Here is a 25,044-nt window from a genome sequence, read left to right as displayed (position 1 = left end):
ACCACCGCTCCGGTTGCGTGACCCAAGTGAGCGAAGCAAAGAATAGTGATGAACTGCCCGAAATGGGTCGAGGTGAGTGGGAGGGCGAGGTGCGGACACCCACGGCGGCCTTCGCCACGGCCTGCGCGCTCTCGGCGGTACTCCTCCTCTCGGGCTGCGGCGGCGACCGCACCCGGCGGGGCGACGGCACGGGCACCGGCGCGGAACTCGTCCTCCAGCCCGCCGCGGCCCCCGGAGCCGACCCCTTCACCGACTCCACCGCCCTCACCGCGGCTACCCCGCCTCCCGCCCCGCGAACGCCGCAGGCGGCGGGCGGCGCCGCCCGGGTCTCCGCCGCTCTGAGCGGCCTGCGCTCCCTCTCCGGCGCGACGCCCGGCCTGTACGGCGGCGTTGAGCGGAACGGCAGCTGCGACATCGGCCGGCAGGTCGGGCACCTCACCCGCGACCAAGCCAGGGCCCGCGCCTTCGCCCGGGTCGCGGGCGTCCCCCGGCGTCCGTCCCGGACCACGTGCGCGCATTGACCCCCGTCGTGCTGCGCGCCGACACCCGTGTCACCGGCCACGGCTACCGCGCCGGACGGGTCACCCGCTATCAGGCCGTCCTGCAGGCGGGCACCGCCGTCCTGGTCGACGACCGGGGTGTCCCCCGCGTCCGCTGCGCCTGCGGCAACCCGCTCCGGCCGCCGGTCGCCCTGCGCGGCACGCCGGTCGTCAAGGGCACCCCGTGGCCCGGCTACCGGCCCGGCGAGGTGATCGTCGTGACCCCCGCACCGCGCGCCGTCACCGACTTCACGATCATCGACGTCGCCACCCGGACCTGGATCGAACGGCGGCCCGGCCACGACGTGCGCCACGACCGGGCTCTGTCGTCGTTGGTCTGGGCGACGGGATCCCCGGCGCCGTCCGTGCGCGGGGACGCACCCGCCGCCCCGGACGAGCCGGACGTCACCCCAGGCGAGCCCGGCGGGTCCCCGCGCACGGACCGGATCGGCACCCCGCCGCCTCCTCCGGCCTACGAGACCGAGCCGCCCCCTGGCGGACCGGCCCCGGAGGACCCCGGCGACCCCGCCCCGGAAGACCCCGGCGACCCCGACGAGGTCGGTCCCGACGCCGTCCCGGACGGCCCCGATCCGCCCGACGGAGCCGGACTGATCCCCGGCGAACCGGCCGGCGACGGCATCCTCGGCAGCCCCACGGACATCTTCGGCAACTGAGGGCCGGTTCTGTGGAACGGCTCGTACACTCGGCACATCCAGTCGAAGAATCGGACGAATCCTGGCAAGGTGGGCCCATGGCTGATCGGGGAGGGAGCGCCCTGTCACTCCCGGACGACTGGCCCGCCCACCCGGATCCGATCCTCGCGCTCAACCGGATGGGCAGTTTCGACTGGGATCTGGACACCGGTCTGATGCAGATGGACGCCCAGGCCCACGAAGTCCTCGACGTGCGTCCCGACGAGTACGACGGGCACCCCGAGACCCTCTCCCAGCGCGTCCCGCCCGGCGAGGCCCGGCGTCTGGACGCCGTGGTCTCGCAGGCCCTGAAGGACGGCAGCGAGAACTACGGCGCCTACTTCCGCCTCCGCCACCGCGACGGCACCCTGCGCTGGACCCACACCCAGGGCTACATCCGCCGCGACGGGACCGGACGGCCGCGCCGCATCATCGGCATCGTCCGGGACGCCACCCGGGAACTCGGCGAGATCGACGCCCGCCGCGACCAGGCCGCCCAGGACGAGGCCCGTCGGCAGCAGACCAGCGTCGTCGAACTGACCACGGCCGCCCTCGCCCATGCCCGCACCGTCCAGGACGTCATCGACGTCCTCAAGGACACCCACGGCCTCGTCCACCTGGGCGCCACCAGTCTCGTCATGGGACTGGTCGAGGCGGGCCGCATCCGCCTGGTCGCCGAGGGCCCCGCGGGCAGCTTCGTGCCCGGCACCCGCGTCACCCGGATCGACGAGCCCTACCCGATGAGCGAGGCGGTACGGACCCTAGCCCCGTGCTTCATCGAGTCGCCGGAGGAGTTCGCCGAGCGCTACCCGGTCCTGTGGCCGCACATCACCGATCTGGACATCACCTCGGCCGCCTACCTGCCGCTCATCGTCCAGGCCCGCCCGATCGGCGCGATGGGCCTGCTCTACAGCGACCGGCGCGGCTTCACCCCCGAGGAGCGCAACATCCTCGTCGCCCTTGGCAGCAGCATCGCCCAGAGCCTGCAGCGGGCCATGTTCTACGAGCAGGAGATGGACCTCGCGCAGGGCCTCCAGCAGGCCATGCTGCCCCGGACCATCCCCAGCGTGCCCGGCGCCGACGTGGCCGTTCGCTACCGCGCCGCCACCCTCGGCGGCTCCGTCGGCCGGGACATCGGCGGCGACTGGTACGACCTGATCCCACTGCCCGGCGGCCGGGTCGGCGCCGTCATCGGCGACGTCCAGGGCCACGACACGCACGCGGCGGCCGTCATGGGCCAGTTGCGCATCGTGCTGCGCGCCTACGCCGCCGAGGGGCACCCCCCGGCCACCGTCATGGCCCGCGCATCCGTCTTCCTGCACGAACTCGACACCGACCGCTCCGCGACCTGCCTGTACGCCGAGGCCGACCTGACCACGGGCGTGCTCCAGATGGTCCGGGCCGGCCACATCGACCCGCTCGTACGCCACACCGACGGCTCCTGCCGCCGCGTCACCGTCCCCGGCGGGCTGCCACTCGGGCTGTCCGCCGAGTTCAGCCGCCTCGACTACCCCGTGGGCACCATGGAGCTCGACCCCGGCGACACCCTGCTGCTGTGCACCGACGGCTTGGTGGAGCAACCGGGCGCCGACCTCGACGACGGCATGCGCACCCTCACCGCGCTCGTCGACACCGGCCCCGAGGATGTACGCGACCTCGCCGACCGGCTCATCGACGTGGCCGCCGAGCGCGGCGGCGACGACGACGTGGCGCTGCTCCTGCTGCGCAGGCGCGGCTCGGACGGCCCGCAGCCCGGCCGCCGGCTCCAGTGGCTCGTGGCCCCCGGCGACCCCGCGGCCCTGTCCGGTGCCCGGCACATGATCCGCACCGCGGTCACCTCCTGGGGAGCCCGGGACCGGGCCGACGAGATCGAGCTGGTCGCCGACGAGCTGATCACCAACGCCCTGATGCACACCGAGGGCTCCGCCATCGTCACCCTGCGGGCCTTCACCGGTTCCGAGCTCCGGCTGCGCGTCGAGGTCGAGGACTCCTCCAGCGCCCTGCCGCGCCGCCGCGAGGCCGGCGAGTCGGGCGTCTCCGGGCGGGGCCTGCTCCTGGTCGAGCTGCTGACCGACCTGTGGGGCGTGGAGGCCCGGGGCGGCGGCAAGGCGGTGTGGTGCGAGTTCGTGGTGCCCGACCAGGACTGACCCGCCGTGGCACTCTGGACCTATGCCGGAACTCCCCGAGGTGGAGGCGCTCAAGGACTTCCTGACCGAGCACCTCGTCGGCCACGAGATCGTACGGGTGCTGCCCGTCGCGATCAGCGTCCTGAAGACGTACGACCCGCCGCCGTCCGCACTGGAGGGCCACGAGGTCGCGGCCGTACGCCGGTACGGCAAGTTCCTCGGCCTCGCGACCGCGGACGGCCCGCATCTGGTGACGCATCTGGCCCGCGCGGGCTGGCTGCACTGGAAGGACCGCCTCCCCGACGGACCGCCCCGCCCCGGCAAGGGTCCCCTCGCGCTGCGCGTGGCCCTGGAGACCGGCGCGGGCTTCGATCTGACCGAGGCCGGCACCCAGAAGCGGCTCGCGGTGTACGTCGTGGGCGACCCGCAGGCGGTCCCGGGCCTCGCCCGGCTCGGCCCGGACCCGCTCGCCGATGACTTCGACGAGCGGCGTCTGGCGGAACTTCTGGCCGGTGAACGGCGGCAGCTCAAGGGCGCGTTGCGCGACCAGAGCCTGATCGCCGGCGTGGGCAACGCCTACAGCGACGAGATCCTGCACGCGGCCAAGATGTCGCCGTTCAAGCTGGCGGCGTCCCTGAGCGAGGAGGAGGCCGGGCGGTTGTACACGGCCATGCGCGACACGCTCACCGAGGCGGTCGAGCGCTCCCGTGGCGTGGCGGCGGGCCGGCTGAAGGCCGAGAAGAAGAGCGGCCTGCGCGTGCACGGCCGCACCGGCGAGGCCTGTCCCGTCTGCGGCGACACCATCCGGGGGGTGTCCTTCAGCGACTCCTCGCTGCAGTACTGCCCGACCTGCCAGACGGGCGGCAAGCCGCTGGCGGACCGCAGGATGTCCCGCCTGCTGAAGTGACCCCGCGACCCGCCCGCCACGATGCCGCGGAGATCCATCAGAAGCTCCCTAGCTCGGCTGGAGCTTCACCAGGACCTCCCCGGCCGTCGAGCGGATCTCGTAGCGGGCGATCTCCTCCGGGTGCAGGGACGAGCTGGCCATCATCGTGTTCGGGTGGGCGTCGTGGCCGGGGCCGTGCCAGCTGGTCGCGGTCTCCTCGGTGCCGTCGTGGCCGACGATGACCAGATGGCAGCCGCGGGGGCCCGCGGAGTCCTTCACCTTCAGCTCGACCTGGCTGCCCGAGGCCTCGTCCGCGGTCGTGACCTGCGCCCACACCCCCGTCCGTGCGTCGGTCGCCGCGACGACCGTCGGGGGCGCCTCGTCGCTGCCCTCGGCCATCATCGCGACACCGGGCACCGACACCGCGAACACCACCGAGGCGGCCAGGGCGAACAGCATGCGTCTGCGTCCGGCCCGGCGCCGGGTCGCCACCTCGGCCAGCAGCCGGTCCAGCATGCGCGGTCCGGGCTGCGCCATCGGATGCACGAACCGTGGCGTCGCCCGCCGGTACAGCATCAGCTGCCGTGTCGTCGCGCCGAATTCCGTCACCTCTGCAGCGCACCGAGGGCACTCCATGAGGTGGTCCTCGAAGCGGAAGGCCTCCGCCTCGTCCAGCACGCCGAGCGCGTAGGCGCCGACGTCGCGATGCCTCTCCAGGGACCTCATGCCGAATCCTCGTGCCTTTGGGTGCGGGTGGGGTTACTCCTTGCTCCCACCGGTACGGACCAGGCCGCGGAATCACTCAAGCCGGTGACACAATCGCAACCAAAGGATTCGGAGCCCTCCGGCCCGCGGATTGGTCGGGGGCGGCGGAAATCTAGAAAAGATGGATGGCGAGGTGTCCCAGCGGCAGCCCGAGCTGCCAGGCGGGCGTCCAGACCTTCGGTCCCTCGTCCTCCCCGACCACCGGGCCGCCCCCCGGCACCGCGTTCAGGTCGGGAGCGAGCAGCTCCGTCTCCTGCAGCCAGCGCCAGGCCTCCTCCGCGAGATCCAGGTCCGGCGCGGGCCGGTCCGACACCGCGGCGCCGGCGGCGAGCTCGGCCAGCCGGCCGCGCACCCACTCCTGCCACGGCTGGTCGTACGCGGTCAGTGACAGCCAGGTCTCCAGCTGGGTGACGACCCGGATGCCGGACAGCTCCCCGTCGGTGTCGGAGAGGAAGATGGTCAGCGCCAGGGCATCGCGCCCGGCGCGGAACTCGAAGGACGTCGGCGGCATCAGATCGCCGGTCCGCAACAGCTCGTCGGCGATGTACTCGGCGTACAACCACGCCATGGGAACGGTGAGTTCACCGCCGGTGCCGTCCGTGCCCTCTTCGCCTCTGTGCAGCATCCCTTCCTGCCTTCCTCCGGTGCGCGCGCGTCGCCCGACACCGGATCCCCGGGGCGCTGTCGGCCCCACCCGGAACACGGATGGGAACAGCCGATTACTCAACCGGGGTCCTCAGCAAGGCGCTTTACGGAGGTTTGACTCGGCCTTCGGTTTCAGCGCAGGTCGGCGGCGTATCCCGGAAGCACCCGGCGCAGGGCGCGCAGCGCGTAGTACGCGCGGGACTTCACGGTACCGGGCGGGATCCCGAGGGTCGCCGCGGCTTCCGCAACACTCGCCCCGTGGAAGTACACGAGCACCAGGACTTCGCGGTGCTCCGGAGTGAGTGTCTTCACAGCCCGGCGGACATCGAGCATCGCCGCGGCCCGCTCGGCGTGGTCGGAGCTGACCCGGGCGTTCTCCAGCACCGCGTCGCCGACCTCGGCGGGACGGGCCTGCCGGGCGCGCCGGGCGTCGATCGCGAGCCGTCGCGCGACGGTCATCAGCCAGGGGCGTACGGAGTCGAAGTCGTCGGCGCGCAGGGCCTCGGGGTGCTGCCAGGCGCGCACCAGCGTTTCCTGGACCAGGTCCTCCGCGCGCTGCCGGTCGCCGTCGCAGAGCCGGAGCAGGAGCGCGAAGAGGGGCCGGCCGTGCTCCCGCTGCAGTGCGGCGAGCTCGTGCTCGGCGGTCGTCCCGTTCGTAAGTGTGGATCCGGCCGTCATGGCCGTATGCCACCGCAGGGGGCGGCGGGGGCACAGGGCACGCACCCGCCTGTGCGGCGGACGGTCGATCGCGTCGACGAACGGTTCGACGAACGGTCGGGTGCCCGGCCATGCGGGTGCCGGACGGGCTGATGAGCGTGTCGGAGCCGCGTGGGGCGATCTGGGTCTTCTTTCCTGTCTATGTGTAAATACGACCACAACGCCCACCGTGGGGTGAATGGATGCTCGCACGCAGTCGACAGGTGGCCCTGGCCCTGACCGTCGTCCTCGCCGCAGGCGCCGCCTGCCAGGCCCGTGATCACGAACCACCCGGCCCCGGCCCCGGCCGCCCGGCCCCGTCGGGCGCCGGGCCCCGCGGCTTCACCCTGGTCGCCTCCGGCGACGTCCTCCCGCACAGCACGATCATCGACCGGGCCCGCTTCGACGCGGGCGGCACCGGCTACGACTTCCGGCCGATGCTGGCCGGGATCCGCTCCGTCGTCTCCCGCGCCGACGTGGCCCTGTGCCACATGGAGACCGTCTACGGCGCGAACGGCGACTACACCGGCTACCCCACCTTCAAGTCCCCGCCCGAGGTCGCCCGGGCCCTCGCCGTCACTGGCTACGACGGCTGCTCCACCGCCTCCAACCACACCCTGGACGACGGCGCCGACGGCATCCGCCGCACCCTCGACGCCCTCGACCGCGTGGGCGTACGGCACGCCGGCTCGGCCCGCGCCGAGGAGGAGGCCCGCACGGTGACGGTCCACCAGGCGGGCCCGGCGAAGGTCGCCCATCTCGCCTACACCTACGACACCAACGGCATCCCGCTCCCCGACGGCCAGCCCTGGGCCGTGAACCTCATCGACGAGGCCAAGATCCTCGCGGACGCCCGGGCGGCGCGCGCGGCGGGTGCCGACGTGGTCGTGGTCTCGCTGCACTGGGGCACCGAGTGGCAGGACGCCCCCGACGAGCGGCAGCTGACCCTGGCCAGGAGCCTCACCGCCGCGCGCAGCGGGGACCGCCCCGACATCGACCTGATCCTCGGCACCCACGCCCACGTCCCGCAGGCGTACGAGAAGGTCAACGGCACCTGGGTGATCTACGGCATGGGCGACCAGATCGCCGGCGAGATGACCAACCCCGAGGGTGCCAAGGACCCGCGCGGCAACCAGTCCACCCTCGGCCGCTTCACCTTCGCCCCGCCCGCACGGCCGGGCGGCCGCTGGCAGGTCACGAAGGCGGAGTTCGTCCCGCAGCTGTTCGACGTCGACGCCGGCCGGGTCGTGAACCTCAACCGGGCCCTGGCCGACGGCGCCGGCCTTCAGGCCGTCCGCGACCGCATCCGGGACGTCGTCCTCAGCCGGGGCGCGGCCGGAGACGGACTCGTGATGGGGGAGTAGGCCCGGTCCGCCCCTCCGGGCGCCGCCGTTCCGGTCCGGGCCGCCCCGGCCCGGTTCCTTGCGGCCGAAGCGACCCCGATGGCCCGGGCACGGTGGACCGGATCCCGAGGGGGTGCGCTACGGCACCACCGTCACCGGCCACCACCCCGCCTTCACCGGCCGCACCGCCACCGACCCGACGATCCGGTGGCCCGCCTGCTCCGAGGCGCCCACCACCACCGCGTCCGCCTTGAGTTCGCCGGCCGCCTTCGTCATGGTCGCCGAACTGTCCGCCGCCGCCCCGAAACCGGGCGTGAGCAGGTCTCACTGAACTTCGCCGTGTTCCGCTCCGGGTTCGAGGAGGGGACCCGCATCGGCGCGGGACCGGTGCTCCGACTCCGGTGCCGCCTGCCGCTGTTCTTCTCCAACTGGTGGCAGCTGCAGGCCCTGTACCGCTCCAACGCCACGTACCGCCCCAAGTGGTATACCCGCTTCCTCTGTTACGGGGAGGCCGTGTCCCTCGCCCGGGCCCCGGTCTCGCCTCCGGTATCGCCGAGGGCTTCGTCTTCGTAGCTTCCATGCGCAAGTCGTGGGGAAAGGGGCACCCGAAGGGCGGACTGCGGCCCGCCACCACGGAGGGGCTGCCGTCACTGGCGGAGCTCGGCCTCGCCGGAGGGGACGGGACCGAGCCCGCCGACCCCTCTCTCCGGCCTGTCCGGACTTCCCCCCTGCTCGGAGCTCACCGACCCCGTCGAGCAGCCCCGCCGCTCACGCCCGGTCGCTGCTCGCGGCCGGGGGTGACCACGAGGCGATGGAACGCGAGGAGGACTTCGTCCACGCCCTCGAAGACGTCATGCCGCCCACCGGCGGCCTCGGCATCGGCGTCGCCCGGCTGGTCATGTTCCTCACCGGACCGGCGATCCGCGAGACCCTGTCCTTCCCCCTGGTGCGCCGCCGTTGGCCCGCCTGTGTCGGCCGTTCGGGTGAAGGTGTGCCGCCACACCGGTGTTGCTCAGGTGCGTCGGCCTCCCGCCGGGCGACTGATGACTCATGAAGAAGGATCAGTTGCCCACCCGGCTGCTCACCCGCCGCCGGGCGTTGATCGCGGGCGCCGGAGCCGTAGGAGCGGCCGCCACGGCCGGAGTGCTCACGGCGGTCACCGGGGGCGGACCGGCCGGTTCCGCCCCGGCCGCGGGCCCACCGGTCCGCCGCACGGTCGAGCCCTCCGCGTACCGCCTCCAGCCCCTGACCGGCTACGGCCCGCCGCGCGCCGCGTCGCACCGGACCCTGGTACGCCGCGCACCGCTGCTGCGGGTGTCCGGACGCGGCCGCACCATGGTGCTGACCTTCGACGACGGCCCCGATCCCCGCTACACCCCGGACATCCTGGACACGCTGGCCGAGTACGACGTGCGCGCGATGTTCTTCGTGTGTGGCGAGATGGTCGCCGACAACAAGGAGTTGCTGGCCAGGATGGCCGACGAGGGCCATGTCGTCGGGAACCACACCTGGTCCCACCCTCTGCTGACCCGCCTCACCCGCCGGCGGATCCGCTCCGAAATGGAGCGCACCTGCGACGTCATCGAGGACGCCTACGGGGAGCGCCCCGAGTGGTTCCGCGCCCCCTACGGCGCCTGGAACCGCGCCACGTTCGAGCTCGGCGCCGACCTCGGCATGGAACCGCTCGCCTGGACGCTCGACACCCTCGACTGGACCAACCCGGGCACCCGGTCCATCGTGAACCGGGTGGAGAACGGCGCCGCCCCCGGCGTCGTGGTGCTCTCCCACGACGCCGGAGGCGACCGTTCGCAGAGTGTGCGCGCCCTGCGGCGCTACCTGCCCGAACTGCTGGACTCCGGCTACCACGTCACCGTGCCCCGGCGGCACCCCGCGTAACAGACATCGTCAGGTCCCTGCCCGCCCGGCCGGGAGCGCTCAGCGCACCTCGGCCAGGCGGGCGAAGGCCACCACGTTGCCCGCGTAGCCCTCCTGCTCGGAGAACCCGCCACCACAGGTGATGACCCGCAGCTCCGCCGCGCCCTTGGAGGCGTAGACGCGGTCGCCGGGGAAGTTGTTCTTCTCGAACACCTCGATGCCGTAGATCTCGAACACGGCCGTCTTCCCGTCCTGCCGGGCGACCTCGACCCGGCTTCCCTTCTTCAGGGCCCCGAGTCCGTAGAAGACGGCAGGGCCCTGCTGGTTGTCGACATGGCCGACGACGACCGCTGTGCCCTTCTCGCCGGGGGTGACGGCACCGGTGAACCAGCCGGCCAGGTTGGGGTCCTCGGGCGGCGGTGCGCCGACCCAGCCGTCCGCGTCCAGGCCCACGGGGATGATCGGGGCGTCCACCTGGATCGCCGGGATCCTGACCCGGTCCGGAAGGGCGTAGGGAAGGGGCCGTACGGTCCCGGCGAAGGTGCCGCCGGGCACCCGGCTGTCCGCCGCGGCCGCCGTCGCCGGCTGCGGCGGGCCCTCGTCGAACTCCCCCGAACCGTTCCGGATGAGCGCGAGGCCGGTCAGCAGAACAAGCGCTATCACGCCCCACGGGGCACGCTTCTTCCGCCGCGCCTCCTCTTCCGCCTCGGCCAGCTCGGACGCAGACATTCGCCATCCCCTCTCGACACGGCCGTCGCCGGGTCAATCGCGCATATCAGAACGCTAAGCGCCGCGCGCGAAACCGGCGACGGGGCGAGGGCGAACGGGTGGCCCGGAGGTGCGAGGGCGGCTCGCGGGCACGAGGTGCGCCATCCGAGTTGCCGCCGCGAGGAAATTTCCGACGGCACGTGACCTGCGGCGATACCCCCCTGCGCGCTTTTCCCGAGGTGCCTTCTCTCACCAGGACGGACCATTCCCGAAATGCGGCTCGGGGCACGGCAACTGACTGTCTTTCTGGGAGGCGCTTTCTCGCCGATCGACCGGGGAACGGGTCCCGGGGCGTCTTCCGCGGAGGTTCACATGCGTAACACTCGTGCCCTGGCGGTAGCCGGCGCAGCGGTCGCCGCCCTCGGCCTCTCGGCCCCGGCGGCCGTCGCGTGGGAGACACCCACCAACATCGTCGCCCTGCCCAGCGTCATCGCCCGCGGCGGCCAGCTGACCATCACGGTCGACGGCTGCCGCCACGGCGGCACGGCGACGTCCAACGCGTTCTCGCCGACCAGGCTCTCGCCTGTCCACGGCAGCTCCAAGGAGACGGCGAGGGGCACCGCCACCATCAACAACAACGCCCGCCCGGGCTCGTACGACATCACCGTGGACTGCAACGGCCGGCGGATGACCAAGCCGCAGGCCTTCACCGTCATCGGCGGTGTCCGTGGCGGTATCGGCGGCAGCAGCACCACCGGGGCGACTCCGACGGACATGGCGATCGGCGGCGGCCTGGTGGCCGCGGCGGTCGTCGGCGGCGGCGTGTTCTGGATGCGCCGCCGGGCCGAGCGGCGCATCTGACGCCTCGCGACCTGATCCTGCTACGAGCCTCGCACGTGAACGGTCTTCGCCCCGGCTCCCCCTCGCGAGGGGGAGCCGGGGCGAAGACCTGCGGGGGCGGGCGGGGTGCGTCAGCCGGAGTCCTCGTCGGTGCGGCGGCGGGAGAAGTGGTAGGCGGCACCGAGCGAGCCGGCGATGAGCGCGGCGCCGAGACCGATCTCCTTGAGGTCGAACCCGGCGATGGTGCCGCCCTCACCCGCGTGCACCCCCTTCGGGTGGCGGGGGAAGTGCGTCGGGTGATGGGTGGGGTGGTGCGTGGGGTGGTGCGTGGGACGGCCGCCGGCGATCGTCAGGCGCGCCGTGCCGCTCGACTCGTCACAGACGAACACCACGTCGTACACCGCGCCGGGCCTGGCGTCCCAGTCGACGAAGGCCGTCGCCCGCGACTTCTCCGGCGGGATGGTGACCAGGTCGAAGACCGGTGAGTTGACCGCGGCCTCGCCCTGGCAGGCCTCGTTGCGGTCCACGCGCAGCGTGACCCGGCCGCCCGCCGCGACCGTGGACGGCTCGACGCCGAAGCCGAAGTCGGTTCGGATCGCCGCATCGGCGGCGGGCACGCAGGAGGTGAGGGCGCCGGCGCCCAGCAGTACGGCCGAAGCGACGCATATCGCGCGCATGGTGAATCCTCCGGGTCCCCGAGGAGCAGCAGCGGACCTGTTCCGCTCACGTCAGGAATGCACCTCGATGCCCGAAACGCTAGAAAAGCGCGCTCGCGGGCGCGATCGCAGTAGGGCGAATGGGGCACGGGTGTGGGCCGCCCGGGGGAACGCCGTTACCCCGGCCGGGGGGCGGCGACGGTGTGTCGCGCGCCCCCCGGCCCGGATCCGTGGTGCGTGGCCCCGTCAGTCCCCGGCTCCCGGGAAGAGGTTCAGGAACGGGTCCGCCGACGCGGTCACACCCCTGCTGTAGGGCGAGTCGAAGTCCCAGATCAGGAACAGCAGGAAGGCGATCAGCGCCGAGAACAGCCCGGCGAGGACCAGTTCACGCGTCGTTCTGCGGATCTGCAGGGCGAAGATCATCCCGATGGTGACGACGGCCCCGGCGATCAGCCCGAACCACACCACGCCCGGCATGGTCTCCCCGGTGGACTCCGCCCGGGCGATCCGGGCCTGGTTCGCCGCGGCCACCTGGTCGACGAGCGGCTGGTAGGCCTGCGCCTCGAAGTCCGACGCCGGCTCGTAGTCGGTGACGTCCTGTCGGATCCGATCGAAGAGCTCGCCGCCGCGCTCGGTGACCTCCCCCGTGTCGGCCATGGTGTCCCACTCGGTGGTCACGACATGGCTCACATACGTGCGGATGTCGTCCCGGACGCGGTCGCGTACGTCGGCCGGGTAGACCCGGACCCGCTCCGAGATCTCGTGCAGCGCGGTGGCCTCGGCCTGGACATGGTCCTGGGCGGCGCTGCGGCCCTCCCAGACACCGGCGATCGCCAGGCCCAGGACGATCGCGTACACCACGCCGATCCACATCGTCATGTACTCGATGACGTCCGGGGTCTCGCTGGGGTCCTCGTCATCGGACGCCGTGCGGTGCCGCACGAAGGTGATGAGGACCACCACGACACAGGCGGCCAGCATCGCGAGGGTGAGAACAAGCCATTCCGGCAAGAGGTGCCTCCAGGGCTTCAGGGATCAGCGCGCGCGCAGCGCGGCGACGGCGACCACCGCGGGCACCGTGACGAGCAGGACGAAGGTGAGTGGCGACAGCGCGCCGTTCGCCGGGCGTGGCCGCGGCGGCGCGGCCCGGTACCGCGGGTAGTGCACGGGCGTCGCGGACGGACGTGGTGCGGGTGTGGCCGACGGTGTCCGTGTCGGGTCCGGAGCCGGGGCCGGTGCCGGGGGAGCGGGCGGTGGAGGTACGGGCCTGGGGGCCGGCCGGGGTGGGGGCGCCGCCGGGCTGGGCGCGGGCGGAGGGGGCGGCTCCGGCTTCGCCGTGGGGGTCGGTTCCGGGGGTGGAGGTGGCAGCGGGGGCTTGGGCGAGGGCGGTGGTGGCGGGTCCGGGCTCGGCGTCGGAGCCGGTGTCGGCGGCGGGGGTGCCGGGGTCGGCGGCGGGGGTGCCGGGGTCGGCGTGGGTGTGGGTGTGGAGGTGGGGGTCGGTGTGGGGGGCGGGCACGGCCAGGTCCTGCTTCCGGCGACCGCCACCGCCTCGGTGCCGTCCGGCCCCGTGGAGGCGTACGCGCAGGCGTCGGCCACCGCCACCCCGGCCGGAGCGCCGACGAGGGCCCAGGTCAGCGTCGCCGCCGCCAAGGCCCGTGCGGCAAGGGCGGGTTGAGTCGAGAGGGGTCCATGCACGACGAAGATCATGAGCCCTGTGCCGCCCGGACGTGCCGGTGCGCAAGGGGATTGCCCCGAAAGAGGGATATCCCGATGCCGCTGGTTTGACCGGCGGTTCCCGCAGGGCCCGGATGCGCACCTGTGTGCGGTGGTGTGGGGCGCACCGCACGGGCCGCGGAAAGAAATGTGGCCGACGGTTGAACACAATCACGGTCCCCGTGCGTATTCATGACCGTGGGGCGGCGCAGCAGGGCGCTGCAACACCCTTGCGATTATGGGGAGTTGACGATGAAGACCTCCTGGCGGAGCGCCTCACTCGTGGCGAGCGCCGCGGCGGTCCTGGCGCTGACGACGGCGTGCGGTCAGGACAGCCCACCGGCGGCCAGCCAGAACGTGGGTGCCACGGCCGCGCCCGGGGACTACGGAAGCATCGGCGCGGGCGCCGGGGACGGGCTGGGCGGCACCGCCAGCGGTCAGCCGGCCGCGCCGAGTCCCTCCAACCCGTCCAGCCCCGCGGGCAAGCTGTCCGTCGCCACCGCCGAGGAGGTCGGCAAGGTGGTCACCGACAGTCTGGGCCTCACCCTGTACCGGTTCGACCAGGACACGGACCAGCCGCCCAAGTCGAACTGCGACGGCGACTGTGCCAAGACCTGGCCGCCGGTCCCGGCCGACGACGCCGAGGCCGGCGAGGGCATCGACAAGTCGCTGCTCGGCTCGGTCACCCGCGCCGACGGCACCAAGCAGCTCACCGTCGCCGGCTGGCCGGCCTACCGCTACGCCAAGGACGTCAACGCCGGTGACGTCAAGGGCCAGGGCGTCGGCGGCAAGTGGTACGCGCTCGCCCCCGACGGCAAGAAGGCGCAGGGAGGCGGGGCCGGCGGTGAGGAGGTCGGGGCGCTGCCCGGGCTGTCCACCCGCAACGACCCCAAGCTGGGCGAGATCGTCATCGACAAGAACGGCATGACGGTCTACCGGTTCATGAAGGACTCGCAGTGGCCGATGAAGACCGCGTGCACGGGGGACTGTCTGGAGAAGTGGCCGGTCATCGCACCGGTCGACGAGAAGGACACCAAGGGGATCGACCTTCAGGGGTCCACGCCCAACCGGGGCTACGTCGTCTTCGACCGCCCTGACGGCATCAAGCAGCAGACCATAGACTGCATCCCGATCTACACCTTCGCGGGTGACAAGAAGGCCGGTGACACCAACGGCCAGGGCGTGGGCGGCACCTGGTACGCCATCCGCCCCGACGGCAAGCCGGTCGGCGCGTCGGAGAAGTAGAGAAACCTCCCCAGGGTTGATCATCTCGTCCACCCGACGGAGCCGACCCGGTCCGCCCCTCCGTGCCCACGGAGGGGCGGACCGTTTTGCCGTGCTTCACCTGAACTCATCGAATTCCTGAGGCGCTTCCCCTTCCGGTCCGGGACTCTCCGGAACGCCTCGGACACGGTTCGTCATACGTTCGACGGACATGCGGGTGGGTATCAATTCGGCACGTGCCGCAGGCAGTGACCGGGAACGGATGGTCAATTTCCGTTTCAGGTCGCTCCATTGGCGGGCGATCAGTAGCCTCTGCTCGAACACCGGATCGCCTACGCCTTGGAGAGATAGATGGAGCGTCCCGCCTGGGCCCCACGGAGCATCGACATCTCGGTGCCCAGCGTTTCCCGGATGTACGACTACTATCTGGGCGGATCGCACAACTTCGAGGTCGACCGGGAAGCGGCCCGCAGGGCCATGGAGTTCATGCCGGGACTCCCCAAGATCATGCAGGCCAACCGGGCGTTCATGCGCCGCGCCGTGCGCTACGCGGCCGAGCAGGGCATCAGCCAGTTCCTGGACATCGGCTCCGGCATCCCCACCTTCGGCAATGTGCACGAGGTGGCCCAGGCCGCCCGCCCCGGCGCGCGCGTGGTGTACGTCGACCACGACCCGGTGGCCGTGGCGCACAGCCAGGCGGTCCTGGAGGGCACCGACGACGCCGCTGTCGTCGCCGCGGACCTGCTCAAGCCCCAGGAGATCCTGCACAGCCCCGAGGTGGAGCGGCTGATCGACCTGAATCAGCCAGTGGCGCTACTCCTCGTTGCCATACTGCACTTCGTGGCAGACGAGGACGACCCGTACAGGGCGGCGCGCGAACTGGGGGAGGCGCTGGCGCCCGGCAGCCTGCTCGTGCTCACCCACGCCTCCTACGAGGGGATTCCGCTTCCGCCGGAGCGGGCCGGGGGTGCGGTGGACGTGTACAAGGACATCCGCAACCCGTTGATCATGCGCTCGCGCGAGGAGATCGCGCGGTTCTTCGAGGGGTACGACATGGTGGAACCCGGACTGGTGGCGATGCCGCGCTGGCGGCCCGACACCGCACCGGAGGACGAGGATCCGTACGCGTTCTCCGGGTTCGCGGGCGTGGGGCGTACGGCGTGATCGCGGAACCGGACGGGCCGGAGGACAGACTCCGCCGGTTCGCGACGATCTGGAGCCGGGCCGTCTTCCCGGTGACCTCGACGTCGTCGACCCGGCCGGAGTTCGAGACGCAACTGCTCCCGCTGGCCCGGCGGTTGAGCGAGGCACTGCGGGCCCGGGCCTTCGACGCGGAGGCGGGCAGGTCGGTCGGCGCCGCCCTCGTGCACGCGCACTGCACCGACCCGGAGGCCCTCAGCCGCACCCTGGACTGCGTGGACGCCTACCTCGTCCTGTACTGCGGCGGCGACGGCGACCAGGAGGGCTTGCGGGCCCGGTGCGCGCGCCTGCAGCACGCGATGGCCGCCGGCTTCGCGCGGGCGCTGCGCGAGAGGACCCTGGCCGAGCAGGAGTCCATCGCCCAGGCCGCCCTGCAGGCTCAGGGTGTGGTGGCGCAGGCCCTGCACGCGAGCGAGGCGCGTTTCCGCGCCGTCTTCGAGGGCGCGGCCATAGGCATCGGCATGGCCGACCTCGAGGGCAACATCCTGCAGGTCAACGGCGCGCTGCTGCGCATGTTCGGGTTCTCCGAGCAGACGCTGCGCGGCCGCAACGTCAGGGAGTGGACCCACCCCGACGACGCCCCGCAGACCTGGCGGCTCTACGACGAACTCGTCCAGGGCGAACGGGAGCACTATCACCTGGAGAAGGCGTTCTACCGCCCCGACGGGACGGTGCTGTGGACCAACCTGACGGTCTCCCTGCTGCGGGACGCCGACGGCAACCCGCAGTACCAGCTCGCCCTCATGGAGGACACCACCGAGCGGCGGCTGCTCAACCTGCGGCTGCGCTACGAGGCCACGCACGACGCGCTGACGGGCCTGCCGAACCGCACCTTCTTCTTCGAGCGCCTGGAAAAGGCACTGGGCGCCGGGGAGGGCCAGCGGTTCGGGCTCTGCTACCTCGACCTCGACGGCTTCAAGACCATCAACGACAGCCTCGGGCACGCCGCGGGCGACCGGCTGCTCGTCGAGGTCGCCGACCGGCTGCAGTCCTGCGCCACCGCGTCCGGCGAGATGGTCGCGCGGCTCGGCGGCGACGAGTTCGTGGCGCTGACCACCGGGCCCGACACCCAGCGCGAGGTCGACGAGCTCGCCGGGCGCATCATGAACGCCCTGCTCGCGCCCATCAGCGTCGACGGCCGGGAACTGACCGTGCGCGGCAGCATCGGCATCGTCGAGGGGCCGGCCGGGGAGCGCAGCCCCGCGGAGGTGCTGCGCAGCGCCGACATCACCATGTACCGGGCCAAGTCGGCGGGCGGCAACCGCTTCGAGCTCGCCGACCCGGAGGCCGACGCCCGGGCCATCACCCGGCACGGGCTGACCACTGCCCTGCCGACCGCGCTGGAGCGGGGCGAGTTCTTCATCGAGTACCAGCCGCTGGTGCATCTCGGGGACGGCAGTGTGCGCGGGGCGGAAGCGCTGGTGCGCTGGCTGCATCCGCAGCACGGGGTGCTCGGGCCGGACCGGTTCATCCCGCTCGCCGAGCACACGGGACTCATCGTGCCGCTGGGGCGCTGGGTGCTGGAGCAGTCGGTGCGGCAGGCGCGGGAGTGGCGGGAGCTGCACGGGGGTGTGGACGCGGGGCCGCTGCGGATCAACGTGAACCTGTCGCCGTGCCAGCTGACCCATCCCGGGCTGGTGCAGGACACGGTCGACATCCTGGAGCGCACGGGGGTGGAGCCGGGCGCCTTGTGCCTGGAGGTCACGGAGTCGGCGCTGATCGGCGCGGACGACGACCTGCTGAAGCCGCTGCGCCGGCTGGCCGAGATGGGGGTCGACATCGCCCTCGACGACTTCGGGACGGGGTACTCCAACCTGGCCAACCTGCGGCGGCTGCCGGTGAGTGTCCTGAAGCTGGACCGGTCCTTCACACAGAGCATGCAGCAGTTCCCGGCGGACCCCGTCGACCTCAAGATCGTCGAGGGGATCGTGTCGCTGGCGCACAGCCTCGACCTCGCGGTGACCGTGGAGGGCGTGGAGACCGGAGCCCAGGCCGAGCAACTGCGGATACTGGGCTGCGACACGGCTCAGGGCTGGTACTACGCCCGTCCGGGCCCCCCGGAGCGGCTGCACGAACTGGCGTTGGTGGACGCGACGGGGTGACACCCCCGATGACCGCTGCGCGGTGCCGGGTGGTCAGGCGCCCAGTCCGCGCAGCAGCAGCGCGAGACCGCCCGGGAACTCCCGGTCGGCACTGACCTTCCGGGCGGTGCGGGCGGTCTCGGTCATGTGCGGAAAGGCGTCGGGCGGCAACTCGGTAATGGCGACCGTACCCTCGCCGGACAGGGGTCCGAGGTGCTCCAGCTGGATGGCGCCGACAACGTACCCGAGCAGGCCCCGCAGCGCGATAACCCGCTCGTCGCCGTCGAATCCCGCCTCCGTGAGCACGCCGAGCACGGACTCCGACCAGCGCAGCCCGGCCGGCGACCGGTGCCGGTGGGTGACGGTCAGGGGCACGGTCTCCGGATGGGCGGCCACGGCCTCACGCAGCCGCCGCACCAGCACCTCGACGTGCTCCTGCCAGGGTGTTCCGGGTCCGGGCGGCTCGGTGTCCACGGTGGAGAGCACGAGGTCGACGACGAGCCTTTCCAGCTCCTCCCGGTCGTCCCTTCGCGGTCGTCGCCGACCCCGGCAAGCGGCTGTACGCCGAGTTCGGCGTCGAGTCGGCTCTCCGGGCTCTGCTCGGCCCGCGCGCCTGGGGGCCGGTCGTCAGGGCGGTGCTGCGCGGTGGGTGGGAGGTCCTCCGCGGCCGCGAGCGGCTCCCCGCGACCAGCCAGCCCGGCGGCAGGCTCGGCCTGCCCGCCGACTTCCTGATCGGCCCCGGCGGCCGGGTCCTCGCCGCCCGGTACGGCGAGCACGTCTACGACCAGTGGCCGGTCGACGAGCTCCTGCACCTGGCCGCCCCACACCGGCCGGCCGCCGGCCACCCCCCGGCGCGGCAGCCGCAGCCCTGAGCCGGGCCCCGCGGGCGCCTCACCGCTCCAGCAGCATCCGCTGCAGCTCCCGGGCCGCCCGCGGCGGAGCCACATCGCTGCGGTGGGCCAGGGCGATGGTCCGGTGCAGGCCGGGGCGGGCCAGCGGAGTCACCCGCAGGCCTCGGCCGGACCGCGCGGCCACCATTCGCGGCACGACGGCCACCCCCAGCCCGGCCCGCACGAACCCCAGCACCGCGTCCATCTCTCCGCCCTCCACCGCGAAGTCCGGCTCGAAGCCCTCGGCGCGGCACGCGGCGACCGTCAGTTCGCGCAGGTCGTAGCCGTGGCGGAACATCACCAGGCGTTCGCCCTCCAGGTCGGCGACCCGTACGGTGCCCCGGCCCCGGCCGGGGCCGCGGGCGTCCGGGGAGGACACCACGACCAGGTCCTCGCGCAGCAGCTCCACCGTCGTGAGGGCGGGGGAGGGGGTCGGCAGGGGCAGGACCACCAGGGCCAGGTCCAGGGCGCCCCGCGCCAGCTCCCGCACCAGGTCGTGCGAACCGCCTTCCTCGATCAGCAGCTGGACGCCCGGGTAGCGGTCGTGGAAGGCGCGCAGCACGTCCGGCAGCAGGCCCGTGCACAGGCTGGGCGTGGCACCGAGCCGAACCCGGCCCCGCCGCAACTGCACCAGCTCCAGCACCTCGTGCCGGGCCGTGTCCGCGTCCGCCAGGATGCGCCGCGCCAGCGGGAGGAGGGCCTCCCCGGCGTCCGTCAGCGTGATGTTGCCCCGCGCGCGCAGGAACAGGTCCGCGCCCAGCTCCCGCTCCAGCGCCTTGATCTGCTGCGAAAGTGACGGCTGTGCGACATGGACCAGATCCGCGGCCCGGGTGAAGTGCCGGGTCTCGGCGACGGCTACGAAGTACTGGAGCTGCTGGAACTGCATACCCTTACGATAGCTCCAGCCTATGGAATCAAGCTGGACCATGTCTTGGACCGATCGGCCGTACGTCCGTAGCGTGCTGTTCCATGGCTCTGGCAACGCGGACGGACCGACGGCCGTCCATGGCACGCACCGTGTGGGACTCCACCGTCGGCAAGAAGGCCGTGATGGCCGTCAGCGGTCTGATCATGCTGCTGTACCTGGTCGCCCACATGATCGGGAACCTGAAGATCTTCTTCGGGGCAGGCGAGTTCGACCACTACGCACACTGGCTGCGCACCGTCGGCGAGCCGTTCATGCACTACGAGTGGACGCTCTGGCTGATCCGTGTCGTACTCGTGGTCGCGGTCGTCGCCCACGCCGTGTCCGCGTACCAGCTCAGCCGCCGCGACATCAGGGCCCGGCCGAGCAAGTACGTGCACAAGAGGCCCCGGGCGAGCTTTGCGACACGGACCATGCGGTGGGGCGGGATCATCCTCGGGCTGTTCATCGTCTGGCACATCCTCGACCTGACGACCGGCACCGTGCATCCCGGCTTCCGGCCCGGCCACCCGTACCAGAACGTCGTGGACACCTTCTCCACCTGGTACGGCAACCTCGTCTACATCGTCGCGATGCTCGCGCTCGGCCTGCACATCCGGCACGGCTTCTGGAGCGCAGCCCAGACCCTCGGCGTCGGCAGCCGCACCCGTGACCGTGCCCTGAAGACCGTCGCCGGCGTCCTCGCGCTGCTGCTCACGGCCGGCTTCATCGCCGTTCCCGTGGGCGTCATGACCGGAGTGGTGAGCTGAAGATGACTTCCTACCGCGAGTACACGGCCTACGCGACCGGGGAGCCGGTCGTCGACACCAAGGCCCCGTCCGGGCCGGTCAGCGAGCGCTGGGACAAGCGCCGTTTCGAGGCCAAGCTGGTCAACCCCGCCAACCGGCGCAAGCACACCGTCATCGTCGTCGGCACCGGCCTCGCCGGCGGCTCCGCCGGGGCCACCCTCGCCGAACAGGGCTACCACGTCGTCCAGTTCTGCTACCAGGACTCCCCGCGCCGGGCCCACTCCATCGCCGCGCAGGGCGGTATCAACGCCGCCAAGAACTACCGCAACGACGGCGACTCCATCCACCGCCTGTTCTACGACACCGTCAAGGGTGGCGACTTCCGCGCCCGCGAGTCCAACGTGCACCGGCTCGCGCAGATCTCCGTGGAGATCATCGACCAGTGCGTGGCGCAGGGCGTGCCGTTCGCCCGTGAATACGGCGGGCTGCTCGACACCCGCTCCTTCGGCGGCGTGCAGGTGTCCCGCACCTTCTACGCCCGCGGCCAGACGGGCCAGCAGCTCCTCCTCGGCGCCTACCAGGCCCTGAGCCGGCAGATCGCCGCCGGGAACATCGAGATGCATCCGCGGACCGAGATGCTCGACGTGATCGTCGTGGACGGGCGGGCGCGCGGCATCGTGGCCCGGGATCTCGTCACGGGCCGTATCGACACGTACTTCGCGGACGCCGTCGTGCTCGCCTCCGGCGGCTACGGCAACGTCTTCTACCTGTCGACGAACGCCATGAACTCCAACGCCACCGCCGTCTGGCGGGCGCACCGGCGCGGCGCGTACTTCGCCAACCCCTGCTTCACCCAGATCCACCCCACCTGCATCCCGCGCACCGGCGACCACCAGTCCAAGCTGACGCTGATGAGCGAGTCGCTGCGCAACGACGGGCGCATCTGGGTGCCCAAGGCCAAGGGCGACCAGCGGCCCCCGAACGAGATCCCCGAGGACGAGCGCGACTACTACCTGGAGCGCGTCTACCCGTCCTTCGGCAACCTCGTCCCGCGCGACATCGCCTCGCGTGCCGCGAAGAACGTCTGCGACGAGGGAAGGGGAGTCGGCCCCGGCGGTCAGGGCGTCTACCTGGACTTCGCCGACGCCATCGCGCGCATGGGCCGCAAGGCCGTCGAGGCCAGGTACGGCAACCTCTTCGACATGTACCAGCGGATCACCGACGAGGATCCGTACCGGGTGCCCATGCGGATCTACCCCGCCGTGCACTACACGATGGGCGGCCTGTGGGTCGACTACGACCTCCAGACCACGATCGGCGGGCTGTTCGCGATCGGCGAGGCCAACTTCTCCGACCACGGCGCCAACCGGCTCGGCGCCTCCGCCCTGATGCAGGGACTCGCCGACGGATACTTCGTCCTCCCCGCGACCATCAACGACTACCTGGCGCGCAACCCGCACCCCGACCGCGTGACCGGCGAACACCCCGTCGTCCAGGAGGTGCTGGCCGAGACGCGGGACCGGCTCAGCCGGCTGCTGTCCGTCGACGGCGACCGCACCCCCGACTCCTTCCATCGCGAGGTCGGCGAACTCATGTGGGAGTTCTGCGGCATGGCCCGCACCGACTCGGGGCTGCGCAAGGCGCTGGAGCGGATCCCGCAGATCCGTGAGGAGTTCTGGCGGCGCATCAAGGTGCCCGGCACCGGCGAGGAGTTCAACCAGTCGCTGGAGAAGGCCAACCGCGTCGTCGACTACCTGGAGCTGGCCGAGCTGATGTGCCTCGACGCGCTGCACCGGTCCGAGTCCTGCGGCGGCCACTTCCGCGAGGAGTCGCAGACGCCCGACGGTGAGGCCGCCCGCAGGGACGAGGAGTTCGGGTACGCCGCCGCCTGGGAGTTCACCGGCACCGGCGAGGCTCCGGTGCTGCACAAGGAAGACCTCGTCTTCGAGTACGTCCACCCCACCCAGCGGAGCTACGCATGAAGCTCACCCTGCGCGTCTGGCGGCAGAAGAACGCCGACGCCGACGGCACGATGTCCACGTACGAGGTGGACGGGATCTCGAAGGACATGTCGTTCCTCGAGATGCTCGACACCCTCAACGAGGAGCTCATCCTCAAGGGTGAGGACCCGGTCGCCTTCGACCACGACTGCCGTGAGGGGATCTGCGGGGCCTGTTCGCTGGTGATCAACGGTGACGCGCACGGCCCGGAGCGGACGACCACCTGCCAGTTGCACATGCGGTCGTTCCAGGACGGCGACACGATCGACGTGGAGCCCTGGAGAGCGTCCGCGTTTCCGGTGGTCAAGGATCTGGTCGTGGACCGGTCGGCCTTCGACCGGATCATCCAGGCCGGCGGGTACATCACCGCGCCGACCGGCGCGGCCCCGGAGGCGCACGCGACGCCGGTGCCGAAGCCGGACGCCGACTTCGCCTTCGAACACGCCGAGTGCATCGGGTGCGGGGCGTGTGTGGCGGCCTGTCCGAACGGGGCGGCGATGCTGTTCACGTCCGCCAAGGTCAACCACCTGAACGTGCTGCCGCAGGGGGCGCCCGAGCGGGAGACGCGGGTGCTGGACATGGTGGAGCAGATGGACGAGGAGGGGTTCGGGGGGTGCACGCTCACCGGTGAGTGCGCCACCGCCTGTCCCAAGGGGATCCCGCTGATGTCCATCACCGGCATGAACAAGGAGTGGCTGCGGGCCACGCGGAGGGTCGCCAAGCAGTAGTTCAACAGGCGCACATCCGCTCTCCTGGCCCACGTCACGCGAAGGTCGGTCGGCAGGGGCACAACAGGGGGCGGCGGCATCGCTCGCTGCCCCCGGCCCGTGACCAGGAGAAGCCATGACCGGCGTACTGACCGTCGACCGCCCCGCCCCGCCCACGGCCCCCGTCCGCTACACCGTCTCCCTCGCCCGGAACGAGGAGGACGTGCGTGCCGCGCAGCGGCTGCGGCACGACGTCTTCGCCGGGGAGCTGGGGGCCCTGCTGGCCGGCCCGCGGCCGGGGCTCGACGTGGACCCGTTCGACGCGTACTGCGATCACCTGCTCGTCCGCGAGGAGACGACCGGCCAGGTCGTCGGCACGTACCGGCTGCTGCCGCCGGAGCGCGCGGCGGTCGCCGGGCGGCTGTACTCCGAGGGCGAGTTCGATCTGACCGCGCTGGACGGCATCCGGCCGCGGCTCGTCGAGGTCGGCCGCTCCTGCGTGCACCCCGACCACCGCGACGGCGCGGTCATCAGCCTCATCTGGGCTGGTATCGCCCGCTATATGACCGACCGTGGCCATGAGTGGCTCGCCGGCTGCTGCTCCGTCCCGCTCGCCGACGGCGGCGCCCTCGCCTCCGCCACCTGGGAGCGGGTCAGCGCCAAGCACCTGTCGCCGCAGGAGTTCCGGGTCCGGCCGCTGCTGCCGTGGGTCCCGGGCCCCGCACCCGCCGCCCGTGCCGAGCCGCCCGCCCTGCTGCGCGGCTATCTGCGCCTCGGCGCCTGGGTGTGCGGCGCACCGGCCCACGACCCGGACTTCGGTGTCGCCGACCTGTACGTGCTGCTGCCGATGAGCCGGGTCAACCCGCGCTACCTGCGGCACTTCCTCTCCCTCGTGCCGGCGTGACGAGCGCCTGGCTGCCCACCGCGCCCTGCACACCCCGGGCCTGCGTCGAGGCGTCGGTGGCGGTGCGGGTGCGGATGCGGGGCGTGCCGCGTGCGGTGCTGCGGCTCACCGCGGTCGTGCTGCTCCTGCTCGCGGGGATCGCGCTGTCCCCGCTCGGTGCACGGATACCGGCGTCCCTGGTGCGGCGGTGGTGCCGGTGCATCGTGCGGGCCGCAGGGGTCCGCGTCCGCATCACCGGCGCCGCCGCCCCCACCGGCGGACTGCTGCTGGCCGCCAACCACATCTCCTGGCTGGACATCCCGCTGCTGGCCGCCGTACGCCCCGCGCGGATGCTGGCCAAGACCGAGGTACGGCGCTGGCCCGTCGCCGGTGCGCTGGCCGCGCGCGGCGGCACCCTGTTCATCGACCGGGACCGGCTGCGAGCGCTCCCGGACACCGTCGCCCGGATCACCGGGACCCTGCGGGAGGGCGCCGCCGTCGCGGTCTTCCCCGAGGGCAGCACCTGGTGCGGCCGGGCCCAGGGAACGTTCCGCAGGGCCGTCTTCCAGGCCGCCCTGGACGCCGGGGTGCCGGTCCAGCCGGTGCGGATCAGCTACCGGCTCGACGGCGGAGCGGCCACCACGGTCCCCGCGTACGTCGGCGAGGACACACGGCTCGCCTCCCTGTGGCGGGTGGCGACGGCCCGTGGCCTGGTCGCGGAGGTCGAGGTACGGGACGCCCTGCCCCCGGGCAGCCACCCCGACCGCCGCTCCCTCGCCCGCGCCGCCCAGCCACAGCGGACGGCGGCACCGGCCTGGCCACACACGGTGCTGGTCGCGTAGGCCACACGCGGTACCGGCGGTATAAGCGGTACCGCGTGTGTGTGGGGGCAGTTCATCGGCACCACTCGGCGTGGACGGTT

General features: G+C 72.4%; 25 protein-coding genes and 3 pseudogenes. 18 read left to right on the top strand and 10 right to left on the bottom strand.

Annotated features, from left to right (window positions below; all coding sequences use genetic code 11):
• Positions 1 to 62 precede the first annotated feature (62 nt).
• The 3 genes and pseudogenes from ACZ5TL_RS08100 to ACZ5TL_RS08090 all read left to right on the top strand — a co-directional run bounded on the left by ACZ5TL_RS08100 (position 63) and on the right by ACZ5TL_RS08090 (position 4,264).
• Positions 63 to 1,213: pseudogene (locus ACZ5TL_RS08100) on the top strand (DUF6777 domain-containing protein).
• A gap of 77 nt (positions 1,214 to 1,290) precedes the next feature.
• Positions 1,291 to 3,378 (top strand): SpoIIE family protein phosphatase, encoded by a 2,088-nt coding sequence (locus ACZ5TL_RS08095; protein WP_468588541.1) that lies wholly within the window; start codon positions 1,291 to 1,293, stop codon positions 3,376 to 3,378.
• A gap of 22 nt (positions 3,379 to 3,400) precedes the next feature.
• Entirely contained in the window at positions 3,401 to 4,264 is an 864-nt protein-coding gene (locus ACZ5TL_RS08090; RefSeq protein WP_468588540.1) for an Fpg/Nei family DNA glycosylase, read from the top strand.
• 48 nt (positions 4,265 to 4,312) lie between these two features.
• Here the strand turns inward: ACZ5TL_RS08090 and ACZ5TL_RS08085 are convergent, their stop codons facing one another.
• The 3 genes from ACZ5TL_RS08085 to ACZ5TL_RS08075 form a co-directional block, all read right to left on the bottom strand.
• Complete coding sequence (locus ACZ5TL_RS08085) at positions 4,313 to 4,969, bottom strand: zf-HC2 domain-containing protein (protein ID WP_468588539.1); 657 nt, start codon at positions 4,967 to 4,969, stop codon at positions 4,313 to 4,315.
• Between the two features lie 151 nt (positions 4,970 to 5,120).
• On the bottom strand, positions 5,121 to 5,633 hold the full coding sequence (locus tag ACZ5TL_RS08080; protein ID WP_468588538.1) for a hypothetical protein: 513 nt from the start codon (positions 5,631 to 5,633) through the stop codon (positions 5,121 to 5,123).
• A 152-nt stretch (positions 5,634 to 5,785) separates the two neighbouring features.
• Positions 5,786 to 6,331, bottom strand: coding sequence for a sigma-70 family RNA polymerase sigma factor (locus tag ACZ5TL_RS08075; protein ID WP_468588537.1), 546 nt, complete (start codon positions 6,329 to 6,331; stop codon positions 5,786 to 5,788).
• Positions 6,332 to 6,552: 221 nt separating this feature from the next.
• Here ACZ5TL_RS08075 and ACZ5TL_RS08070 point away from each other — a divergent pair, with 221 nt between their 5' ends.
• On the top strand, positions 6,553 to 7,713 hold the full coding sequence (locus ACZ5TL_RS08070; RefSeq protein ID WP_468588536.1) for a CapA family protein: 1,161 nt from the start codon (positions 6,553 to 6,555) through the stop codon (positions 7,711 to 7,713).
• Between the two features lie 117 nt (positions 7,714 to 7,830).
• Here ACZ5TL_RS08070 and ACZ5TL_RS08065 read toward each other — a convergent pair.
• Positions 7,831 to 7,968 (bottom strand): annotated as a pseudogene (locus tag ACZ5TL_RS08065) (universal stress protein); the annotation flags it as partial.
• On the opposite strand from ACZ5TL_RS08065, the pseudogene ACZ5TL_RS08060 reads away from it, so the two are divergent.
• The 3 genes and pseudogenes from ACZ5TL_RS08060 to ACZ5TL_RS08050 all read left to right on the top strand — a co-directional run.
• Positions 7,967 to 8,384: pseudogene (locus ACZ5TL_RS08060) on the top strand (phosphatidylglycerol lysyltransferase domain-containing protein); the annotation flags it as partial. The pseudogenes ACZ5TL_RS08065 and ACZ5TL_RS08060 overlap by 2 nt on opposite strands.
• Positions 8,385 to 8,503: 119 nt before the next feature.
• Positions 8,504 to 8,746 (top strand): amino acid--tRNA ligase-related protein, encoded by a 243-nt coding sequence (locus tag ACZ5TL_RS08055; RefSeq protein ID WP_468588535.1) that lies wholly within the window; start codon positions 8,504 to 8,506, stop codon positions 8,744 to 8,746.
• On the top strand, positions 8,743 to 9,588 hold the full coding sequence (locus ACZ5TL_RS08050; protein WP_468588534.1) for a polysaccharide deacetylase family protein: 846 nt from the start codon (positions 8,743 to 8,745) through the stop codon (positions 9,586 to 9,588). The genes ACZ5TL_RS08055 and ACZ5TL_RS08050 overlap by 4 nt, the downstream gene beginning before the upstream one ends.
• Positions 9,589 to 9,627: 39 nt before the next feature.
• Here ACZ5TL_RS08050 and ACZ5TL_RS08045 read toward each other — a convergent pair whose 3' ends face one another.
• Positions 9,628 to 10,296 carry a class F sortase gene (locus ACZ5TL_RS08045; RefSeq protein ID WP_468588533.1) on the bottom strand — a complete coding sequence of 223 codons (669 nt, stop codon included), beginning with the start codon at positions 10,294 to 10,296 and terminating at the stop codon, positions 9,628 to 9,630.
• 351 nt (positions 10,297 to 10,647) lie between these two features.
• On the opposite strand from ACZ5TL_RS08045, the gene ACZ5TL_RS08040 reads away from it, so the two are divergent.
• Entirely contained in the window at positions 10,648 to 11,136 is a 489-nt protein-coding gene (locus ACZ5TL_RS08040) for a hypothetical protein (protein ID WP_468588532.1), read from the top strand.
• Positions 11,137 to 11,246: 110 nt separating this feature from the next.
• Here ACZ5TL_RS08040 and ACZ5TL_RS08035 read toward each other — a convergent pair whose 3' ends face one another.
• The 3 genes from ACZ5TL_RS08035 to ACZ5TL_RS08025 form a co-directional block, all read right to left on the bottom strand.
• Complete coding sequence (locus ACZ5TL_RS08035) at positions 11,247 to 11,792, bottom strand: hypothetical protein (protein ID WP_468588531.1); 546 nt, start codon at positions 11,790 to 11,792, stop codon at positions 11,247 to 11,249.
• Between the two features lie 225 nt (positions 11,793 to 12,017).
• Positions 12,018 to 12,782 (bottom strand): bestrophin-like domain, encoded by a 765-nt coding sequence (locus tag ACZ5TL_RS08030; protein ID WP_468588530.1) that lies wholly within the window; start codon positions 12,780 to 12,782, stop codon positions 12,018 to 12,020.
• 24 nt (positions 12,783 to 12,806) lie between these two features.
• On the bottom strand, positions 12,807 to 12,938 hold the full coding sequence (locus tag ACZ5TL_RS08025; protein WP_362036283.1) for a hypothetical protein: 132 nt from the start codon (positions 12,936 to 12,938) through the stop codon (positions 12,807 to 12,809).
• A 208-nt stretch (positions 12,939 to 13,146) separates the two neighbouring features.
• Between ACZ5TL_RS08025 and ACZ5TL_RS08020 the strand changes: the two genes are divergently transcribed.
• The 4 genes from ACZ5TL_RS08020 to ACZ5TL_RS08005 all read left to right on the top strand — a co-directional run bounded on the left by ACZ5TL_RS08020 (position 13,147) and on the right by ACZ5TL_RS08005 (position 18,010).
• Positions 13,147 to 13,446 carry a hypothetical protein gene (locus tag ACZ5TL_RS08020; protein ID WP_468588529.1) on the top strand — a complete coding sequence of 100 codons (300 nt, stop codon included), beginning with the start codon at positions 13,147 to 13,149 and terminating at the stop codon, positions 13,444 to 13,446.
• Between the two features lie 290 nt (positions 13,447 to 13,736).
• Positions 13,737 to 14,729 carry an SCO0930 family lipoprotein gene (locus ACZ5TL_RS08015; protein ID WP_468588528.1) on the top strand — a complete coding sequence of 331 codons (993 nt, stop codon included), beginning with the start codon at positions 13,737 to 13,739 and terminating at the stop codon, positions 14,727 to 14,729.
• Positions 14,730 to 15,059: 330 nt separating this feature from the next.
• On the top strand, positions 15,060 to 15,872 hold the full coding sequence (locus ACZ5TL_RS08010; RefSeq protein ID WP_468588527.1) for an SAM-dependent methyltransferase: 813 nt from the start codon (positions 15,060 to 15,062) through the stop codon (positions 15,870 to 15,872).
• Complete coding sequence (locus ACZ5TL_RS08005; protein WP_468588526.1) at positions 15,869 to 18,010, top strand: putative bifunctional diguanylate cyclase/phosphodiesterase; 2,142 nt, start codon at positions 15,869 to 15,871, stop codon at positions 18,008 to 18,010. The genes ACZ5TL_RS08010 and ACZ5TL_RS08005 overlap by 4 nt, the downstream gene beginning before the upstream one ends.
• Positions 18,011 to 18,043: 33 nt before the next feature.
• On the opposite strand, the gene ACZ5TL_RS08000 is transcribed toward ACZ5TL_RS08005, so the two are convergent.
• The gene (locus ACZ5TL_RS08000; RefSeq protein ID WP_468588525.1) at positions 18,044 to 18,475 is read right to left on the bottom strand and encodes a TetR/AcrR family transcriptional regulator C-terminal domain-containing protein; all 432 of its coding nucleotides are present in this window, start codon (positions 18,473 to 18,475) and stop codon (positions 18,044 to 18,046) included.
• On the opposite strand from ACZ5TL_RS08000, the gene ACZ5TL_RS07995 reads away from it, so the two are divergent.
• The gene (locus tag ACZ5TL_RS07995; RefSeq protein WP_468588524.1) at positions 18,433 to 18,861 is read left to right on the top strand and encodes an AhpC/TSA family protein; all 429 of its coding nucleotides are present in this window, start codon (positions 18,433 to 18,435) and stop codon (positions 18,859 to 18,861) included. The two genes, ACZ5TL_RS08000 and ACZ5TL_RS07995, sit on opposite strands and share 43 nt — an antisense overlap.
• A gap of 19 nt (positions 18,862 to 18,880) precedes the next feature.
• Here the strand turns inward: ACZ5TL_RS07995 and ACZ5TL_RS07990 are convergent, their stop codons facing one another.
• Entirely contained in the window at positions 18,881 to 19,765 is an 885-nt protein-coding gene (locus tag ACZ5TL_RS07990; RefSeq protein ID WP_468588523.1) for a LysR family transcriptional regulator, read from the bottom strand.
• 119 nt (positions 19,766 to 19,884) lie between these two features.
• Here ACZ5TL_RS07990 and ACZ5TL_RS07985 point away from each other — a divergent pair, with 119 nt between their 5' ends.
• The 5 genes from ACZ5TL_RS07985 to ACZ5TL_RS07965 all read left to right on the top strand — a co-directional run bounded on the left by ACZ5TL_RS07985 (position 19,885) and on the right by ACZ5TL_RS07965 (position 24,964).
• Positions 19,885 to 20,553, top strand: a complete 669-nt coding sequence (locus tag ACZ5TL_RS07985; RefSeq protein WP_468588522.1) for a succinate dehydrogenase — start codon at positions 19,885 to 19,887, stop codon at positions 20,551 to 20,553.
• 2 nt (positions 20,554 to 20,555) lie between these two features.
• Positions 20,556 to 22,514, top strand: a complete 1,959-nt coding sequence (locus tag ACZ5TL_RS07980; protein ID WP_468588521.1) for a fumarate reductase/succinate dehydrogenase flavoprotein subunit — start codon at positions 20,556 to 20,558, stop codon at positions 22,512 to 22,514.
• On the top strand, positions 22,511 to 23,260 hold the full coding sequence (locus ACZ5TL_RS07975) for a succinate dehydrogenase/fumarate reductase iron-sulfur subunit (protein ID WP_468588520.1): 750 nt from the start codon (positions 22,511 to 22,513) through the stop codon (positions 23,258 to 23,260). Before ACZ5TL_RS07980 ends, ACZ5TL_RS07975 begins: the two co-directional genes overlap by 4 nt.
• 115 nt (positions 23,261 to 23,375) lie before the next feature.
• Complete coding sequence (locus ACZ5TL_RS07970; RefSeq protein WP_468588519.1) at positions 23,376 to 24,143, top strand: GNAT family N-acetyltransferase; 768 nt, start codon at positions 23,376 to 23,378, stop codon at positions 24,141 to 24,143.
• Positions 24,140 to 24,964, top strand: coding sequence for a lysophospholipid acyltransferase family protein (locus ACZ5TL_RS07965; RefSeq protein ID WP_468588518.1), 825 nt, complete (start codon positions 24,140 to 24,142; stop codon positions 24,962 to 24,964). The genes ACZ5TL_RS07970 and ACZ5TL_RS07965 overlap by 4 nt, the downstream gene beginning before the upstream one ends.
• The last annotated feature ends 80 nt before the right edge of the window (positions 24,965 to 25,044 follow it).

The sequence above is a fragment of the Streptomyces sp. NPDC033136 genome, assembly GCF_055578235.1.
Note: the sequence above shows the minus strand (reverse complement) of the source record. Positions and strands in the feature narration are given on the sequence as shown.